The following is a 15,763-nucleotide window of genomic DNA, read 5'->3' as shown; positions in this document are numbered from 1 at the left end:
ACCGAAGGAAAAAAGGACCCGGGCGGCTCGCGCGCGAATCCCGCATTCTACCCAGCGGCATCCAGTGCAAAGCGCTGGGGCAGGGCGCCGGCGGACGGGCGTTTTCGCACCGCCGCGATGCGCTGGACGAAGCGCTCAGGGGCGTTGCAGAAGCCGTCCTCATAGGCCACGATGTGCAGGTCGGCACAGGCCCGCAGCAATTCGCCGTTTTGTAACAGGAAGTCGGGTCGAGAGGGCTTGCCCACGGTTTCATTGCCGGCGGCGAAGGTCTCGCAGATCAGCACGCCACCGTCGACCACGCTGGCGACGAGGGTGGGCAACAGCGGACGCCAGAGGTAGTTGGTCACCACCACGGCATCGAACCGTTCACCTTCAAAAGGCCATGGTCCGTTCTCGATGTCGGCTTCGACCGCTCGGCCAAGTCCTGCGATGGAGGCAATGGCCTCGGCCGAGCGGTCCACGCCCGTGACCTTGTGGCCGTGCGCGGCGAACCAGCGCAGGTGGCGCCCATGACCGCAGGCCACGTCCAGCACCGAACCGCCGGCCGGCACCAGGTGCGCCCAGCGCCGGACCCAGGGCGACGGTGCTTCCGTGCCGTGCATCAGAAACAGCTCCAGAGCTGGTCGGCGAGGTTCACCAGGAAATCCGGGCGGTTGTAGAGCGAGAGTGTGCCCAGCAGCGCGAGGACCACCCCGACCCACGTCAGCGCCCGGACGGCCACCGGCCTCACGCGGCGACCCCTGACACGCGCTGCGGCCCGCGGGTGATGGGCGACTCGCGCACCGGCAGGTTGATCAGTGCGGCGAACACGCCCAGCGCGATCGAGAGGTACCAGACGATGTCGTAGCTGCCGGTCCGGTCGTACAGGTAGCCACCCAGCCACACGCCCAGGAAGCTGCCGATCTGGTGGCTGAAGAACACGAAGCCGCCCAGCATGGACAGGTGCGCCACGCCGAAGATCTGCGCCACCACCGCGTTGGTCGGCGGAATGGTGGACAGCCAGAGCACGCCCATGACGGCCGCGAACACGTAAACGCTGGCCGGCGAGAGCGGCGCGATCAGGAAGGCGCTGATCGCCACAGCGCGGGCCAGATAGATGAACGACAGGATGTGGCGCTTGGGGAAACGCTGGCCCAGCACGCCGGCGGCGTAGGTGCCCAGCACGTTGAACAGGCCGATGAGCGCCAGCGCGTAGCTCGCCACCTGGGGCGAGAGGCCGTGGTCCTTCAGGTAGCTCGGCATGTGCACACCGATGAACACCACCTGGAAGCCACAGACGAAATAGCCCGCCATCAGCAACTGGAAGCTGCGGTATCTGAAGGCTTCTCGCGCGGCCTGAAGAATGGTTTGTTCCCGGGGTGGTGCCGCGCCGCCCACAAAGCCCGGTTCGCGCAGGAACAACGCCAGCGGCATGATCAGCAACACCGCGCCGCCGAGGATCAGCAGCGCCTCCTGCCAGCCGAAGGCGCTGATGAGCCAGCCTTCGACCGGCACCATCAGGAACTGGCCGAACGAACCCGCCGCCGCCGCCACGCCCATGGCCCAGGAACGTTTCTCTGCGGGGATCTGCCGCCCGATCACGCCGTAGATCACGGCGTAGGTGGTGCCCGCCTGCGCCGCCCCGATCAGCACGCCCGCGGTGAGCGCGAACGTGAGCGGGGTGGGAGAGAGTGCCATGCCGGTCAGGCCCAGCGCGTAGAGCAGCGCGCCCACCAGCAGCACGCGGAACGCGCCAAAGCGGTCGGCCGCCATGCCGGCGAAGATGCCGAACAGGCCCCATGAGAGGTTCTGGATCGCCAGCGCGAACGCGAAGTTCTCGCGCGTCCAGCCCTGGTCCTGGGTGATCGGCTGCAGCCAGAGACCGAACCCGTGGCGCACGCCCATGGAAAGGGTGACGATGGCGGCGCCGCAGGCCAGCACCTGCAGGGCGGACAGGCGGGGCGCGGTGAGGGCAGGGGGTGGGGAGGACATCCAGCGACTTTAGCGAAGTTGGCCGCGTGACGCTGTCACCGGGGGCGATGCCGCCTTGAAATTTCGGACCGCGATTGATGCGCTGTGGGCATCGGCAGGCGCGCGAGATGTGGTTGATCTGTATTTGCATCCAGTGGTTTGTGCAAGGATGCTTACAATCCGCCCCCATGGCATCCCAATCTCCCAACGAATATTCCGAAGGCTCGATCCGCGTCCTCAAGGGACTGGAGCCGGTCAAGCAGCGCCCGGGCATGTACACCCGGACCGACAACCCGCTGCACATCATCCAGGAAGTGCTGGACAACGCGGCCGACGAGGCCCTGGCCGGCCACGGCAAGAAGATCAAGGTCACGCTGCACACCGACCACTCGGTGAGCGTGGAAGACGACGGCCGCGGCATCCCGTTCGGCCTGCATCCTGAAGAGAAAGCTCCGGTGGTCGAGCTGGTGTTCACCCGCCTGCACGCAGGCGGCAAGTTCGACAAGGGCTCGGGCGGCGCCTACAGCTTCTCGGGCGGCCTGCACGGCGTGGGCGTGAGCGTGACCAACGCACTCTCGACCCGGCTGGAAGTGATCAGCTACCGCGAAGGCCAGGTGGCCAGGCTGGCGTTTTCAGCCGGTGACGTGATCGAGCAACTGGTGATCGCGCCCAAGGGCGAGGGCGACCGCAAGCAGGGCACCACCGTGCGCGCCTGGCCCGACGGCAAGTACTTCGAATCCGCCGCGCTGCCCATGGCCGAGCTGACGCACCTGCTGCGCAGCAAGGCGGTGCTGATGCCGGGCGTGCAGGTCACGCTGGTGAACGAAAAAACCAAGGACACCCAGGTCTGGCTCTACAAGGCCGGCCTGCGCGACTACCTGCAGCAGACGCTGAGCGGCGACCCGGTGATCCCGCTGTTCGAAGGCGAAGGTTTTGCCGACGCCAAGGACGACAACTTCGCCGACGGCGAAGGCGCCTCGTGGTGCGTCGCCTTTACCGAAGACGGCCAGCCGGTGCGCGAGAGCTACGTGAACCTGATCCCCACCAGCGCCGGCGGCACGCACGACAGCGGCCTGCGCGACGGCCTGTTCCAGGCGGTCAAGGCCTTCATCGAGATGCACGCGCTGCTGCCCAAGGGCGTGAAGCTGCTTCCCGAAGACGTGTTCGCCCGTGCCAGCTACGTGCTGAGCGCCAAGGTGCTGGACCCCCAGTTCCAGGGCCAGATCAAGGAGCGGCTGAACTCGCGCGACGCGGTGCGCCTGGTCGGCGGTTTCGTGCGCCCGGCGCTCGAACTCTGGCTCAACCAGCACGTGGACTACGGCAAGAAGCTCGCCGAACTCGCCATCAAGGCCGCGCAGACGCGCCAGAAGGCCGGCCAGAAGGTGGAGAAGCGCAAGGGTTCCGGCGTGGCCGTGTTGCCGGGCAAGCTGACCGATTGCGAGAGCCGCGACCTGGCCCACAACGAGGTGTTCCTGGTCGAGGGCGACTCGGCCGGTGGCAGTGCCAAGATGGGCCGCGACAAGGAATGCCAGGCCGTGTTGCCGCTGCGCGGCAAGGTGCTCAACACCTGGGAGGTGGAGCGCGACCGCCTGTTCGCCAACACCGAAATCCACGACATCTCGGTCGCCATCGGTGTCGATCCACATGGCCCGCTCGACACGCCCGACATGAGCGGCCTGCGCTACGGCAAGGTCTGCATCTTGTCCGATGCCGACGTGGACGGCTCGCACATCCAGGTGCTGCTGCTCACGCTGTTCTTCCGCCACTTCCCCAAACTGATCGAAGCCGGCCACGTGTACGTCGCGCGCCCGCCGCTGTTCCGGGTGGACGTGCCCGCGCGCGGCAAGAAGCCGGCGCTCAAGCAGTACGCGCTGGACGATGGCGAGCTGCAGGCCATCCTCGACAAGGCCGAAAAAGACGGCGTGGCGCGCGAGAAGTGCCCGATCAGCCGCTTCAAGGGCTTGGGCGAGATGAACGCCGAGCAGCTCTGGGACACCACGCTCAACCCCGACACCCGCCGTCTGATGCAGGTGACGCTGGGCGCGATGGATTTTGCGGCAACAGAGGCGCTGATCACCAAGCTCATGGGAAAAGGCGAGGCGGCCTCCCGCCGCGAGCTCATGGAGCTGCACGGTGACTCGGTGGAGGTGGACGTGTGATGCGCCGCGTGTTTCGCCTGCTCGTCGCGTCGGCCGTGGCCGGGCTGCTGCTCGCGGCCGTGCCCGCTCGCGCCGAGATCTGGGGCTACGTGGATCGCAAAGGGGTGACGCACTTCGCCGACCACCAGGTCGATCGCCGCTATGAGCTGTTCTACCGGGGTGCCAAGGCACAGGCCGTGTCGCCCAGCGGTCAGGCGCCCAGCGCGGTCAATGCGCCGCCCGGCGTCGGCGCACGCTTCGACGTGTCCCCCGATTTCAAGGCCGTTCGCCACCACATCCGCGAAGCGGCCCATGCCCATGGGCTGGAGTTCGAGCTGCTGCAGGCCGTGATCGCCACCGAGTCCGGCTTCAACACCCGCGCGGTCAGCCCCAAGGGCGCCGTCGGTCTGATGCAGCTCATGCCCGACACGGCGCAGCGCTTCGGCGTGCGCTCCAAAGCCGACCAGACACTGGAAGAGCGCCTGACCGATCCGCGCACCAACGTGCAGGCCGGTGCCCGCTATCTGGCCTGGCTGCTGAAGTACTTCAACGGCGAACTGGAGCTGGCCATCGCGGCTTACAACGCGGGCGAGGGCGCCGTGCTGCGCGCCGGCCGCAAGGTGCCCAACTATCCCGAGACCCGCGACTACGTGCGCAAGGTCACCCAACTTCACCAGAACCTGCTGCCGCCCCGCGCGGTGAGCGAGGGGCGGACAACCGTGTCACCCGCTGCAATGCAGCCCCGACGCGGCAGCCTGCCCGTGGCCTCGCTCTGATCTGATCCACACCGAATCCCCATGGACATCCTGACCCCCGACCTGGCGCCGGCCGAACCCGTTGAGCCCGGCGAAGACAACCTTGCCACCTACGCCCAGCGCGCCTACCTCGAATACGCGCTCTCCGTCGTCAAGGGCCGTGCCCTGCCCGATGTGTGCGACGGCCAGAAGCCGGTGCAGCGCCGCATCCTCTACGCCATGGACCGCATGGGTCTGGGCTTTTCCGGCAACACCGCGGCCAAGCCGGTCAAGAGCGCGCGCGTGGTGGGCGATGTGCTGGGCAAGTACCACCCGCACGGCGACAGCGCGGCCTACGACGCGCTCGTGCGCATGGCGCAGGACTTCAGCCAGCGCTACCCGCTGATCGATGGCCAGGGCAACTTCGGCAGCCGCGACGGCGACGGCGCTGCCGCCATGCGCTACACCGAAGCGCGCCTGGCCAAGATCACCGGCCTGCTGCTCGACGAAATCGATCAGGGCACGGTGGATTTCATCCCCACCTACGATGGCTCGTTCGAAGAGCCCAAGCAGCTGCCCGCGCGCCTGCCGTTCAACCTGCTCAACGGCGCCTCGGGCATCGCCGTGGGCCTGGCCACCGAAATCCCCAGCCACAACCTGCGCGAGGTGGCCGACGCCTGCGTGGCGCTCGTGAAGAACCCCCAGCTCACTGACGACGAGCTGTTCACCCTGATCCCTGGTCCGGACTACCCCGGTGGCGGCCAGATCATCAGCCCGGTGGGCGACATCGCCGACGCCTACCGCACGGGCCGCGGAAGCCTCAAGGTGCGTGCGCGCTGGAAGATCGAAGACCTGGCCCGTGGCCAGTGGCAGCTGGTGGTCAACGAGCTGCCGCCGGGCGTGAGCAGCCAGCGCGTGCTGGAAGAGATCGAAGAGATCACCAACCCCAAGGTCAAGGCCGGCAAGAAAGCGCTGAGCCAGGACCAGACCCAGCTCAAAGCCAGCATGCTGATGGTGCTGGACGTGGTGCGCGACGAATCCAGCAAGGACGCGCCGGTTCGGCTCGTGTTCGAGCCCAAGAGCAGCCGCATCGAGCAGAGCGAACTCATCACCGCGCTGCTGGCCCACACCAGCCTGGAAAGTTCGGCGCCGATCAACCTGACCATGATCGGCCTCGACGGCCGGCCGACGCAGAAGAGCCTGCGGCTGATGCTGGAAGAGTGGATCGCGTTCCGCCAGTCCACCATCATCCGCCGCACGCAGCACCGCCTGAACAAGGTGCTCGACCGCATCCACATCCTCGAAGGCCGGCAGCTGGTGCTGCTAAACATCGACGAGGTGATCCGCATCATCCGCCACAGCGACGAGCCCAAGCCTGCGCTGATCGAAGCCTTCAGGCTCAGCGACCGGCAGGCCGAAGACATTCTTGAAATCCGCCTGCGCCAGCTGGCCCGGCTCGAAGCCATCAAGATTCAGCAGGAGCTCAAAGACCTGCGCGAAGAGCAGGGCAAGCTGGAAGACATCCTGGGCAACCCGGCCAGCCTGAAGCGCCTGATGGTCAAAGAGATCGAGGCCGACGCCAAGACCTTCGCCGACCCGCGGCGCACGCTGATCCAGACCGAGAAAAAGGCCGTGGCCGAAATCAAGGTGGTGGACGAACCGGTCACGGTCGTCATCTCCAGCAAGGGCTGGGTGCGCGCGCGCACCGGCCACGGCCACGAAGCCGGCAGCTTCGCCTTCAAGGCGGGTGACGGCCTCTACGGCACCTTTGAGTGCCGCACGGTGGACCTGTTCATCGTCTTCGGCAGCAACGGCCGCGTGTACTCGGTGCCGGTCGCCAGCCTGCCCGGCGCGCGCGGCGACGGCCAGCCCATCACCACGCTGATCGAGCTGGAAAGCGGCACGCAGCCACTGCACTACTTCGCCGGCCCGGTCCATGCAACCCTTCTGCTCGCCAGCACCGGCGGCTATGGTTTCCTGGCCACCGCGGAAAGCCTGGTCTCGCGCCAGAAGGCCGGCAAGGCCTTCATCAGCGTGGGCGACGGTGAGACGATCTGCGCGCCGTCCCACGTGGCGAACACCTCGGGCAGCCAGCCGCTGCTGGCCGCCACGCACGTGGCCTGCGCCTCCACCGGTGGCCGCATCCTCACGTTTGAGATCACCGAACTCAAGGCCATGGAGAAGGGCGGTCGCGGCCTGATGCTGATCGACCTCGAAGCCAAGGACACGCTGGCCGGCGCGGCCGCCTACACGCGCAGCATCAAGATCGAAGGCATCGGTCGCGGTGGCAAGGAGCGCGACGAGACACTGGAGATCCGCAGCCTCAACAACGCCCGCGCCGCGCGCGGCCGCAAAGGCAAAGCGGCCGATCTCGGCTTCAAGCCGAACCGCGTGACGCGGGTGGAGTGATGAACATGGATGGGATCGGCCTGTTCGTGGTGCTGGCCAGCTTCGTGCTGACCTTTTTCGTGGGCCGCCTCATCGGCAAACGGCTCCAGGCCCGCCGCGACGCGAAGCAGGCCGCTGAGGCCGAGCGCGCACTGGCACAACAAAGCCGGCAGGTGCGTCGCGCGCAGGCGCGCAAGAACCGCCGCTGAACCGCCATGGCCCCGCCCCAGGTCTTTGGTCCCCACCTCAAAGGCTTTCCCATCGCTGGCGCGCCGCTCACGCGCGAGCAGATTCCCCAGCAAGGCTGGCAACTGCTGCGCGGTGACCTGGCCCTGCCGCTGGCCGTGCTCAAACACAGCGCGCTGCAGCACAACCTGCACTGGATGCGGGACTTCTGCGCGCAGCGCGGCATCGAGCTCGCGCCCCACGGCAAGACCAGCATGTCGCCCGAGCTGTGGGCCATGCAGCTGGAGGCGGACGCGTGGGGCATCAGCTTCGCGACCGTGTTCCAGGCGGTCGTGGGCGCACGCCACGGCGTGCCCGTGCTGCTGATCGCCAACCAGGTGGTCCAGCCCGCCGAGCTGGACGCGCTGGCGCTGCTGCACGCCGAACGTCCCGCGTTGCGCTCGCTGTTCCTGGTGGACTCGGTGGGGCAGGTGGACCTGATCGAAGCCTGGGCCACGGCGAGCGGCTTCAACGGCCGCTTCGAGGTGCTGCTGGAGCTGGGCATCGCTGGACAGCGCACCGGCTGCCGAACGGCGGGTGAAGCGCGGCAGATCGCCCAGCGCATCGCTGCCAGCCCGGCGCTGCAACTCGTTGGCATCGAATGTTACGAAGGCACCACCGCCAGCTGCGACCACGCCAAAGACCGCGCCACTGTGCAAGCCCTGATGGACCGTGTGGACGCGATCGCGCGCGAAGCCATCGCCCAGGGCTGGTTCACCCACGAAGAAGTCATCCTCAGCGCCGGCGGCTCTGCCATCTTCGATCTGGTGGCCGAGCGCTTGACGCCCCACCTGGGCCGCCCGGTGCGCGGCGTGCTGCGCTCGGGCTGTTACCTCACGCACGACCACCAGCGCTACCAGCGTTACCTCTGCTGCGTGGGTGAACGGCTGAGCCTTCGTGAAACCCTGAAGCCCGCGCTGGAGGTGCTGGCCTGCGTGCAGAGCTGCCCCGAGCCTGGCCTGGCCCTGCTCAGCATGGGCCGGCGCGACGTGTCGCACGACCTCGATCTGCCCTTGCCTATCTGGCGCTCTGACGCGAAGGGTGACGCACCGAGGGCCGTGCCCGCCCACTGGCGCATCGACGCCCTCAACGACCAGCACGCCTACCTGCGGCACGACCCGGCGGCGCCCCAGACCGAGTGGCCGCAACTCGGCGAAACCGTGGCCTGCGGCATTTCACACCCCTGTACGACCTTCGACAAGTGGCGCTGGATGCCGGTGGTGGACGATGCCTACCGCGTGGTGGATGCCGTCACCACCTGGTTCTGACGCTGTCGTTCGGGATCGGGCCCAGTCCCTGGCCGACGCAACGGGTCAGGCCGCGCTCTCGGCGTGCGCCCGGTAGTTGTTCAGGATCGCCTGCCAGCCGGCTTTCTGGAACTCCACCGGGTGGGTGTTTTCCGGTGTGAAGCTCACGGTCACCTCGGTGTGCCCGTCCCCCGTGTCGCGGAAGGTCGCCACCACCTCGCGGTCCGGGCCCAGCGCGTAGACCAGTCGCTGCTGCGGCACCACCTCGGTGTACGTGCCCTCGAAGTCGAAACCCATCGAGCCGTCGCGCGCCTCCATGCGAGTGCGCAGCACGCCGCCGACGCGCAGGTCGTTTTCCGCGCGCGGGCAGTGCCATTCCGGCGCAGCGAAGTTCCATTGTGTGATCGACCCGGGGTCCGTGTAGGCAGCCCAGGCGCGGGCGATGCTGCACCGCGGGCGGACTTCGATGGTGATGCGGGTGGGTTGCTCGGACATGGTGCCTCCTTCAGGGCTGGGTGAGGTGTTTCACAAATGGGCCGCGATGCGGGCATGGGCCCGCGGCGGCATCGGCGACAGCATAGTGCCCTGTCGGCCACCCTGCAGCAGCCCACAGTGCGCACAACTGCTGGACGCGGTCCATCAAAGGCCTTGCGTCGGCCACGGGCCATGTTCACTGCCGCTTGGCCCAGGCCGGTCGGGTGGGTAGAGTCCAGCCCATGAACATCGCCTACCTTCACCTCGGCGTGGCCATCGTGGCCGAAGTCATCGCCACCAGCTTCCTCAAAACGTCCGCCGGGTTCACGCGCTTCTGGCCCAGTGTGGTGACCGTCTCGGGCTACGGCGTCGCCTTCTACTTCCTGTCGCTGACTCTGGCCACCATCCCCACCGGCATCGCCTACGCCATCTGGTCGGGCGTGGGCATCGTCCTGATCTCGCTGATCGGGTGGTTCGCTTTCGGGCAGCGGCTCGATGCGCCCGCGCTCATCGGCATCGCCCTGATCATGGCCGGTGTCATGGTGATCAACCTGTTCTCCAAGGTCGCCGGGCATTGAGCCACGACCTGGCGGCGCGGGGGTGAAGCGGCCGGGTTGGGTGTGCGCCTCTAAAAATGCTGCAGTGCAGCAAAAACACTTGCCATCCTCGGGATTACCCGTAGAATCACACCCATGCTGCACTGCAACATAAATCGGGAAACCGAACCATGTTCACCGGCGGCCCCTGTGTGTCAACCCTCTTCAAGGAAACTGAAATGAACAACCCCGCTGAACAAATCATCGCCGCCAACAAAGCCAACCTGGAAGCCCTCGAAGGTTCCGCCAAGAAGGCCTACGTGGGCGTGGAAAAGCTGGTCGATCTCAACATGGCTGCCTCCAAGGCCGCTCTGGGCGAGTCGTTCAGCTATGCCCAGGCCGTGCTGTCTGTGAAGACCCCCCAGGAATTCATGACCCTGCAGACCAGCTTCTTCCAGCCCCTGGCTGAAAAATCGGCTGCCTACTTCCAGCACGTGCAGAGCATCGCCACCGAAGGCAGCGCCGATTTCGTCAAGCAGCTCGAAGCCGGCATGGCCGACGCACAGAAGGCGATCGGCGTGTCCGTGGACCAGCTGGTCAAGAACGCACCCGCCGGTTCTGAAGCCGCTGTGGCCGCTTTCCAGAGCGCGCTGACCCAGGGCCAGAAGGCCGTGGAAACCGCCCAGGCCACGATCAAGAAAGCCTCGGCCACCGCCCAGGCCAACTTCACCGCCGCTTCGAAGCAGACCACCGATCTGGTCAAGAAGGCCACCAAGGTCTGATCGACCCGGGAGCGAACGGCTCCTGCCAAAACAAAAAGAGGCTCCTTCGGGAGCCTCTTTTTGTTTTGGCCCAACTTCATTCCGTGACGGATGGCTGGTTCACGCGCCGGTTGTAGGCCAGAAACACACCGTCCCGCACCCAGCCGAGCGACGCATAGAGCGACTGCGCCCTCAAATTGGTGCGGGCCGTGGTCAGGTCCATGCGCACCATGCCGTCGGCGGCGGCCCGTGCCTCGGCCGCCAGCAACAGCTGCCGCCCGGCACCCCCTTCACGCGCTTGCGGCGACACAAACAGGTCGTACAGCGTGTAGATCGGCGCGGCCTCCACCGAGCAGAACGACGGGTACATCTGGCAAAAGCCCACCAGCTCGCCACCGGACGCCTGCGCCACCAGCACCACCGATTCGCCACGCTCGAAGCGCTCCGCCATGAAACGCTGCGCCAGGCCGGGGTCCGGCGCCTGTTCGTAGAACCGGCGGTACTGGTCGAACAGCCCGCCAACGGCGGACAGGTCGGCGGCTTGCATGGGGCGGATCGAGAGGGGCATGGGACACACAACAGTGGGTCAGACGGGTGCGTCTGGCGATCCGGTTTCTGCCATCCGCTTGAGCCGCGCCAGCGTCACCGGCAGACCGGCGTCCAGCTGGCGTTTCAACGCCGGACCGATCAGCCAGGACAGCGGCCCTGTGAGGGTGACCCGGTGCACCACCTCGGTCTGCGAGGGCCCGCGCGCGATCAGCTCGTGTTCGAACACCATGCGCAGCAGCAGGGGAATCCGCGACTCGACGGTGAACCCCCGATCCGGATCGGCGAAGGTCACCACCATGGGGACGGTGTTTCCCTTGCTGGGCGTCAGCGTGCCGCGTGAACCGGCGGCAAAGGGGCCGTTCAGCGTCGCGACCCGGGTGTCCGGGTCCCAGCGGTGCCAGTTCGCCACGTCGGCGTAGAGGTGAAAGATGCGGGCGGGCGGGGTGGCCACCGTGGTGCGGTGTTCGATGTCCGTGCTCATGCCAGTTCGTCGGTGAGGGGGGCCACGGGGGCCCCCGTGGCGTAGAAGAAGCCGCCCGCCACATGGTGCAGGCTGCGCAGCCCGTCGGGGCCCTTCTCGAAATGCCAGCGCCCGTTCGAAAACACCCGGTCGTCCGCCCAGGCGCTGAGCACCTCGGCCAGGATCAGGTCATGAGGACCCGCCACGTGCGCGGTGGCGGGCAGGATGCGGCACTCCATCCAGGCGATCGCGCCATGGACCAGCGGGCAACCGGTCAACGGTCCCGGTTCGAACGACACACCGCTCCGCTGCAGTTTGTCGGGGTGGTCTTTGCCGCTCTCGCCGCCAACGGCACGGGTGAGGTCGGCCTGGGCCACGCAGGGCACGCACACGCTGAGCACGCCCGAGGTGTCCACCAGCTCTCGGGTGAGCGTGGCTTTGTCGATGACGACCGCCACTTTGGGAGGTACGAAGTCCAGTGGCATGGCCCAGGCGGCGGCCATGAGATTCACGCGGCCACCGTGCGCGCTGCCCACCAGCACGGTGGGACCGTGGTTGAGCAGGCGGCTGGCCTTGTCGAGCGGAACGGGCTGCATGGGCATGTCCTCACTCACTCCCTGAAGTTGGTTGCTGGGTTACCCCAGTTCCGCGATCAGCTCGATTTCGACGCAGGCGCCCATCGGGATCTGCGCCACACCGAATGCGCTGCGCGCGTGGGCGCCGGCCTGGGGGCCGAACACCTCGCCCAGCAGCTCGCTGCAACCGTTGGTGACGAGGTGCTGCTCGGTGTAGGTGCCGGAGCTGTTGACCAAGCTCATGACCTTGACGATGCGTTTGACGTCGTCGAGCGTCTTGCCACCGGCCAGGCAGGCGGCGGCGAGGGTGCCCATGAGGTCGATGGCGATGGCGCGGGCGGCGGCCTTGCCTTCTTCGGTGGTCATGGTCAGGCCGAGCTGGCCGACCCAGGGTTTGCCGTCCTTTTTCGCAATGTGGCCGCTGAGGAAGATCAGATTGCCGGTCTGCACGAAGGGCACGTAGGCGGCGGCGGGAATGGCCACGGGGGGCAGGGCGATGCCCAGTTGGGACAGCTTGTCGTAAACGCTCATGAATGGCTCCTGAAGGCTGGGGAAGGGGCACCGCGACCAGGGAGGTGCAAGGGGTGCGGGCCATTCTATCGGCGGGGGTGGGTCGGGGTGGTCGTCAGCGGTTCTTCAGCGCACTGCTGGAATAATCGGGGGCTTTGTTTCGCGATCCGGTGCCCGGCCCTTCAGGCCTGCCCCGGCTCCCCATGAACCAGGCGACCGGCCGAGTCGCCCGCTGGAGACACCACGATGAAGACCCTTTCCCCGCGCGCTGTGGCGCGCCTGGCCGCCCTGGCCGCCGGCCTGCTGCCCTTGCTCGCTCAGGCCGCCGACATGGACGGCAGCCAGCTGTCCGTGCTCTGGGGCGTGCCGTTTGCCGGCATCCTGTTGTCGATCGCGCTGGTGCCGCTGGTGGCGCCGATCTTCTGGCACCACCACTTCGGCAAGGTGTCGGCGGCCTGGGCGCTGGCGTTCCTGCTGCCGTTTGCCGCGGTGTTCGGCGCGTCGGCCGCGGGCGCGGGCATTGCGCACGCGATGCTGGCCGAGTACATCCCTTTCATCATCCTGCTCACCGCGCTCTACACCGTGGCCGGCGGCATCTTCATCCGCGGCAACCTGCACGGCAGCCCGGGGCTGAACACGGCGATCCTGGCGGTGGGTGCGGTGCTGGCCAGCTTCATGGGCACCACCGGCGCATCGATGTTGCTGATCCGCCCGCTGATCCGCGCCAACGACCACCGCAAGCACGTGGTGCACGTGGTGGTGTTCTTCATCTTCATCGTCTCCAACGCCGGCGGTTCGCTCACGCCGCTGGGCGACCCCCCGCTGTTCCTGGGTTTCCTGAAAGGCGTGGAGTTTTCCTGGACGCTGATCCACATCCTGCCCGAGACGGCGTTCCTGCTGGCTGCGCTGCTGGCCTTGTTCTACGGCATCGACTGGTGGTACTACCACCGCAAGGAAGAGATCCTGCCGAAAGACCCGACGCCCGACGACCGGGCCTTCGGTTTCGACGGCGGCATCAACTTCGTGCTGCTGGCCGTGGTGGTGGCGCTGGTGCTGATGAGCGGGCTGTGGAAGTCCGATGTGTCGTTCAACATCGCCGGCACCGAGGTCGGCCTGCCCGGCCTGCTGCGCGACCTGGGCCTGATCGCGGTGACGGTGGCCTCGCTGCAGCTGACGCCGTCGGGCGTGCACGCCGACAACCAGTTTTCCTGGGCACCGATGCAGGAGGTGGCCAAGCTGTTCGCGGGCATCTTCCTGACCATCATCCCCGTGATCGCCATGCTCAAGGCCGGCGTGGACGGCCCGTTTGGCGCCGTGGTGCGCGCCGTGACCAACCCCGACGGTTCGCCGAACCCGGCCATGTACTTCTGGGCCACGGGCGTGCTCAGCTCCTTCCTGGACAACGCGCCAACATACCTGGTGTTCTTCAACACCGCCGGCGGCGACCCGGCCGTGCTCATGACCACGCTGGCCCCCACGCTGGTGGCGATTTCGGCCGGTGCGGTGTTCATGGGCGCCAACAGCTACATCGGCAACGCACCCAACCTGATGGTCAAGGCCATCGCCGAAGACCGCGGCGTCAAGATGCCCAGCTTCTTCGGCTACATGGCCTGGTCGGTCGGCATCCTGGTGCCGCTGTTTGCCATCATGACCTGGCTCTTCTTTGTTTGATGAACGGTACGATGCCCGAATGACCGACGACTTGCTCACCTGGACCGTGCTCGCGCTGGGCGTGCTCAACGCCTTGCTGGTGCTCTGGCTGCTGTTGCGCCGCCCGCCGGCCAACGCCGACGAAGCCGCACAGCGACAGCAACTGCTGGCCACACTGCAGGCGCAGGGCCAGCAGGCCACGCAGCGCATCGAGCGGGCGGAGAGCGAGCTGCGCCGCGAGATCAGCGACAGCTCGCGCGCCGGCCGGCAGGAGATCCAGCAGACGCTGGCGACCTTCCAGGACACGCTGACGCGGCAGGACGCCGAAGCCACGCGCACGCAGAACACCCAGCTCGACGCGTTTGCCCAGCAGTTGCTGCAATTGCGCGGCACGCTGGGCGACACGCTGACCCAGCAGCTGCAGGCCATCAGCCTGGGCATGGGCCAGCAGGCGGCCGAGGCCACGCGCACGCAGAACGCGCAGATCGACGCCTTTGCGCAGCAATTGGTGCAATTGCGCGGCACGCTGAGCGACACGCTCACGCGCCAGCTGCAGGACATGAGCGAGGGCAATGCGCGCCGACTGGCCGAGATCCGCACCACACTGGACGGCCAGCTGGCCCAGCTGCAGCAGAGCAACGCCGCCAAGCTCGACGAGATGCGCGCGACGGTGGACGAGAAGCTGCAGAGCACGCTGCAGGCGCGCCTGGGCGAGAGCTTCAAGCAGGTGGCCGACCGGCTGGAGCAGGTGCACAAAGGCCTGGGCGAGATGCAGACGCTGGCGCAGGGCGTGGGCGACTTGAAGCACCTGTTGAGCAACGTGAAGACGCGCGGCATGTTCGGCGAGGCACAGCTCGGCGCGCTGCTCGAACAGGTGTTCGCCCCCGACCAGTACGCGACCCAGGTCACCACCCGGCCCGGCAGCCGCAACGCCGTGGACTTCGCTGTTCGGCTGCCCGGTCGCGGCGACGACGGCGCCCCGTGCTGGCTGCCCATCGACGCGAAGTTTCCCAACGAAGACTACGAGCGCCTGCTCGATGCGCAGCAGCGCGCCGACGCCGAAGGCGCCGAGATCGCCGCGCGCGGGCTGGAGCAGCGCATCAAGCTCGAAGCCAAAAGCATGGCCGACAAGTACCTGGAGCCGCCGCACACCACCGACTTCGCGATCCTGTTCCTGCCCACCGAAGGCCTGTACGCCGAGGTGCTGCGCCGACCGGGGCTGATGGAGGTGCTGCAGCGCGAATACCGCGTCACGCTCGCCGGGCCGACCACGCTCATGGCCATGCTCAACTCGCTGCAGATGGGCTTTCGCACGCTGGCGCTGGAGAAACGCAGCAGCGAGGTCTGGCAGGTGCTGGGCGCGGTCAAGACCGAATTCACCAAGTTCGGAGACGTGCTCGCCAAGGTGAAGAACCAGACCCAGACCGTGCTCAACACCCTCGACAGCGCCGAGACGCGCAGCCGCGCCATGACCCGCGCGCTCAAGACGGTCGAGGCGCTGCCGCAAGACAAGGCCAGCGCGCTGCTGCCGCTGGACCCCGGCGACGACGGAGACACTTGAGCGCA

At 67.3% G+C, this 15,763-nt stretch carries 17 protein-coding genes; 9 read left to right on the top strand and 8 right to left on the bottom strand.

What is annotated here, in order from left to right; all coding sequences use genetic code 11:
* Positions 1-47: 47 nt before the first annotated feature.
* Genes IM738_RS11270 through IM738_RS11265 form a run of 3 tightly spaced genes read right to left on the bottom strand, consistent with a single transcriptional unit; the run spans position 48 to position 1,971 of the window.
* Positions 48-602, bottom strand: coding sequence for a class I SAM-dependent methyltransferase (locus IM738_RS11270; RefSeq protein WP_236965947.1), 555 nt, complete (start codon positions 600-602; stop codon positions 48-50).
* A complete protein-coding gene (locus IM738_RS25930) occupies positions 602-730 on the bottom strand; it encodes a hypothetical protein (protein ID WP_272907858.1) in 129 nt (42 codons plus the stop codon). The genes IM738_RS11270 and IM738_RS25930 overlap by 1 nt, the downstream gene beginning before the upstream one ends.
* Positions 727-1,971, bottom strand: coding sequence for an MFS transporter (locus tag IM738_RS11265; protein WP_236965946.1), 1,245 nt, complete (start codon positions 1,969-1,971; stop codon positions 727-729). The genes IM738_RS25930 and IM738_RS11265 overlap by 4 nt, the downstream gene beginning before the upstream one ends.
* A 167-nt stretch (positions 1,972-2,138) precedes the next feature.
* On the opposite strand from IM738_RS11265, the gene IM738_RS11260 reads away from it, so the two are divergent.
* From IM738_RS11260 to IM738_RS11240, 5 genes are read left to right on the top strand one after another with little or no spacing between them, the layout of a single operon-like run.
* Complete coding sequence (locus IM738_RS11260; protein ID WP_236965945.1) at positions 2,139-4,109, top strand: DNA topoisomerase IV subunit B; 1,971 nt, start codon at positions 2,139-2,141, stop codon at positions 4,107-4,109.
* Positions 4,109-4,864: a lytic transglycosylase domain-containing protein gene (locus IM738_RS11255; protein ID WP_236965944.1), complete on the top strand. Its 756-nt coding sequence runs from the start codon at positions 4,109-4,111 to the stop codon at positions 4,862-4,864. The genes IM738_RS11260 and IM738_RS11255 overlap by 1 nt, the downstream gene beginning before the upstream one ends.
* Positions 4,865-4,885: 21 nt before the next feature.
* Positions 4,886-7,231 carry a DNA topoisomerase IV subunit A gene (parC, locus tag IM738_RS11250; RefSeq protein ID WP_236965943.1) on the top strand — a complete coding sequence of 782 codons (2,346 nt, stop codon included), beginning with the start codon at positions 4,886-4,888 and terminating at the stop codon, positions 7,229-7,231.
* A gap of 5 nt (positions 7,232-7,236) precedes the next feature.
* A complete protein-coding gene (locus IM738_RS11245; RefSeq protein ID WP_236965942.1) occupies positions 7,237-7,419 on the top strand; it encodes a hypothetical protein in 183 nt (60 codons plus the stop codon).
* 6 nt (positions 7,420-7,425) lie between these two features.
* On the top strand, positions 7,426-8,703 hold the full coding sequence (locus tag IM738_RS11240) for an alanine racemase (protein ID WP_236965941.1): 1,278 nt from the start codon (positions 7,426-7,428) through the stop codon (positions 8,701-8,703).
* Positions 8,704-8,748: 45 nt separating this feature from the next.
* On the opposite strand, the gene IM738_RS11235 is transcribed toward IM738_RS11240, so the two are convergent.
* Entirely contained in the window at positions 8,749-9,177 is a 429-nt protein-coding gene (locus IM738_RS11235; RefSeq protein ID WP_236965940.1) for an SRPBCC domain-containing protein, read from the bottom strand.
* A 221-nt stretch (positions 9,178-9,398) separates the two neighbouring features.
* Here IM738_RS11235 and IM738_RS11230 point away from each other — a divergent pair, with 221 nt between their 5' ends.
* Together IM738_RS11230 and IM738_RS11225 are read left to right on the top strand one after the other, a co-directional pair.
* Complete coding sequence (locus tag IM738_RS11230; protein WP_236965939.1) at positions 9,399-9,734, top strand: SMR family transporter; 336 nt, start codon at positions 9,399-9,401, stop codon at positions 9,732-9,734.
* Positions 9,735-9,931: 197 nt separating this feature from the next.
* A complete protein-coding gene (locus IM738_RS11225; RefSeq protein WP_236965938.1) occupies positions 9,932-10,474 on the top strand; it encodes a phasin family protein in 543 nt (180 codons plus the stop codon).
* A gap of 76 nt (positions 10,475-10,550) precedes the next feature.
* Here the strand turns inward: IM738_RS11225 and IM738_RS11220 are convergent, their stop codons facing one another.
* Genes IM738_RS11220 through IM738_RS11205 form a run of 4 tightly spaced genes read right to left on the bottom strand, consistent with a single transcriptional unit; the run spans position 10,551 to position 12,568 of the window.
* Positions 10,551-11,021, bottom strand: coding sequence for a GNAT family N-acetyltransferase (locus tag IM738_RS11220; protein ID WP_236965937.1), 471 nt, complete (start codon positions 11,019-11,021; stop codon positions 10,551-10,553).
* An 18-nt stretch (positions 11,022-11,039) separates the two neighbouring features.
* Entirely contained in the window at positions 11,040-11,483 is a 444-nt protein-coding gene (locus tag IM738_RS11215; RefSeq protein ID WP_236965936.1) for an SRPBCC family protein, read from the bottom strand.
* Positions 11,480-12,064, bottom strand: a complete 585-nt coding sequence (locus IM738_RS11210) for a flavin reductase family protein (RefSeq protein ID WP_442908509.1) — start codon at positions 12,062-12,064, stop codon at positions 11,480-11,482. Before IM738_RS11210 ends, IM738_RS11215 begins: the two co-directional genes overlap by 4 nt.
* Before the next feature lie 33 nt (positions 12,065-12,097).
* Complete coding sequence (locus tag IM738_RS11205) at positions 12,098-12,568, bottom strand: RidA family protein (protein WP_236965934.1); 471 nt, start codon at positions 12,566-12,568, stop codon at positions 12,098-12,100.
* A gap of 225 nt (positions 12,569-12,793) precedes the next feature.
* On the opposite strand from IM738_RS11205, the gene IM738_RS11200 reads away from it, so the two are divergent.
* Positions 12,794-14,218, top strand: coding sequence for a sodium:proton antiporter (locus tag IM738_RS11200; protein ID WP_236965933.1), 1,425 nt, complete (start codon positions 12,794-12,796; stop codon positions 14,216-14,218).
* Between the two features lie 19 nt (positions 14,219-14,237).
* Positions 14,238-15,758: a DNA recombination protein RmuC gene (gene rmuC / locus IM738_RS11195; RefSeq protein ID WP_236965932.1), complete on the top strand. Its 1,521-nt coding sequence runs from the start codon at positions 14,238-14,240 to the stop codon at positions 15,756-15,758.
* Positions 15,759-15,763: the final 5 nt, after the last annotated feature.

This window comes from Hydrogenophaga sp. SL48, from assembly GCF_021729865.1.
In the GTDB taxonomy this organism is placed as follows: Bacteria; Pseudomonadota; Gammaproteobacteria; order Burkholderiales; family Burkholderiaceae_C; genus Hydrogenophaga.
The sequence above is the reverse complement of the archived record's forward strand: the minus strand, read 5'-3'. Positions and strand labels throughout refer to the sequence as shown.

Bases quoted from the DNA above. Each gene is read 5' to 3' on its own strand.
- IM738_RS11270 (WP_236965947.1), bottom strand. From the start codon at position 602: ATGCACGGCACGGAAGCACCGTCGCCCTGGGTCCGGCGCTGGGCGCAC.
- IM738_RS11265 (WP_236965946.1), bottom strand. From the start codon at position 1,971: ATGTCCTCCCCACCCCCTGCCCTCACCGCGCCCCGCCTGTCCGCCCTG.
- IM738_RS11260 (WP_236965945.1), top strand. From the start codon at position 2,139: ATGGCATCCCAATCTCCCAACGAATATTCCGAAGGCTCGATCCGCGTC.
- IM738_RS11255 (WP_236965944.1), top strand. From the start codon at position 4,109: ATGCGCCGCGTGTTTCGCCTGCTCGTCGCGTCGGCCGTGGCCGGGCTG.
- parC (WP_236965943.1), top strand. From the start codon at position 4,886: ATGGACATCCTGACCCCCGACCTGGCGCCGGCCGAACCCGTTGAGCCC.
- IM738_RS11245 (WP_236965942.1), top strand. From the start codon at position 7,237: ATGGATGGGATCGGCCTGTTCGTGGTGCTGGCCAGCTTCGTGCTGACC.
- IM738_RS11240 (WP_236965941.1), top strand. From the start codon at position 7,426: ATGGCCCCGCCCCAGGTCTTTGGTCCCCACCTCAAAGGCTTTCCCATC.
- IM738_RS11235 (WP_236965940.1), bottom strand. From the start codon at position 9,177: ATGTCCGAGCAACCCACCCGCATCACCATCGAAGTCCGCCCGCGGTGC.
- IM738_RS11230 (WP_236965939.1), top strand. From the start codon at position 9,399: ATGAACATCGCCTACCTTCACCTCGGCGTGGCCATCGTGGCCGAAGTC.
- IM738_RS11225 (WP_236965938.1), top strand. From the start codon at position 9,932: ATGAACAACCCCGCTGAACAAATCATCGCCGCCAACAAAGCCAACCTG.
- IM738_RS11220 (WP_236965937.1), bottom strand. From the start codon at position 11,021: ATGCCCCTCTCGATCCGCCCCATGCAAGCCGCCGACCTGTCCGCCGTT.
- IM738_RS11215 (WP_236965936.1), bottom strand. From the start codon at position 11,483: ATGAGCACGGACATCGAACACCGCACCACGGTGGCCACCCCGCCCGCC.
- IM738_RS11210 (WP_442908509.1), bottom strand. From the start codon at position 12,064: ATGCCCATGCAGCCCGTTCCGCTCGACAAGGCCAGCCGCCTGCTCAAC.
- IM738_RS11205 (WP_236965934.1), bottom strand. From the start codon at position 12,568: ATGAGCGTTTACGACAAGCTGTCCCAACTGGGCATCGCCCTGCCCCCC.
- IM738_RS11200 (WP_236965933.1), top strand. From the start codon at position 12,794: ATGAAGACCCTTTCCCCGCGCGCTGTGGCGCGCCTGGCCGCCCTGGCC.
- rmuC (WP_236965932.1), top strand. From the start codon at position 14,238: ATGACCGACGACTTGCTCACCTGGACCGTGCTCGCGCTGGGCGTGCTC.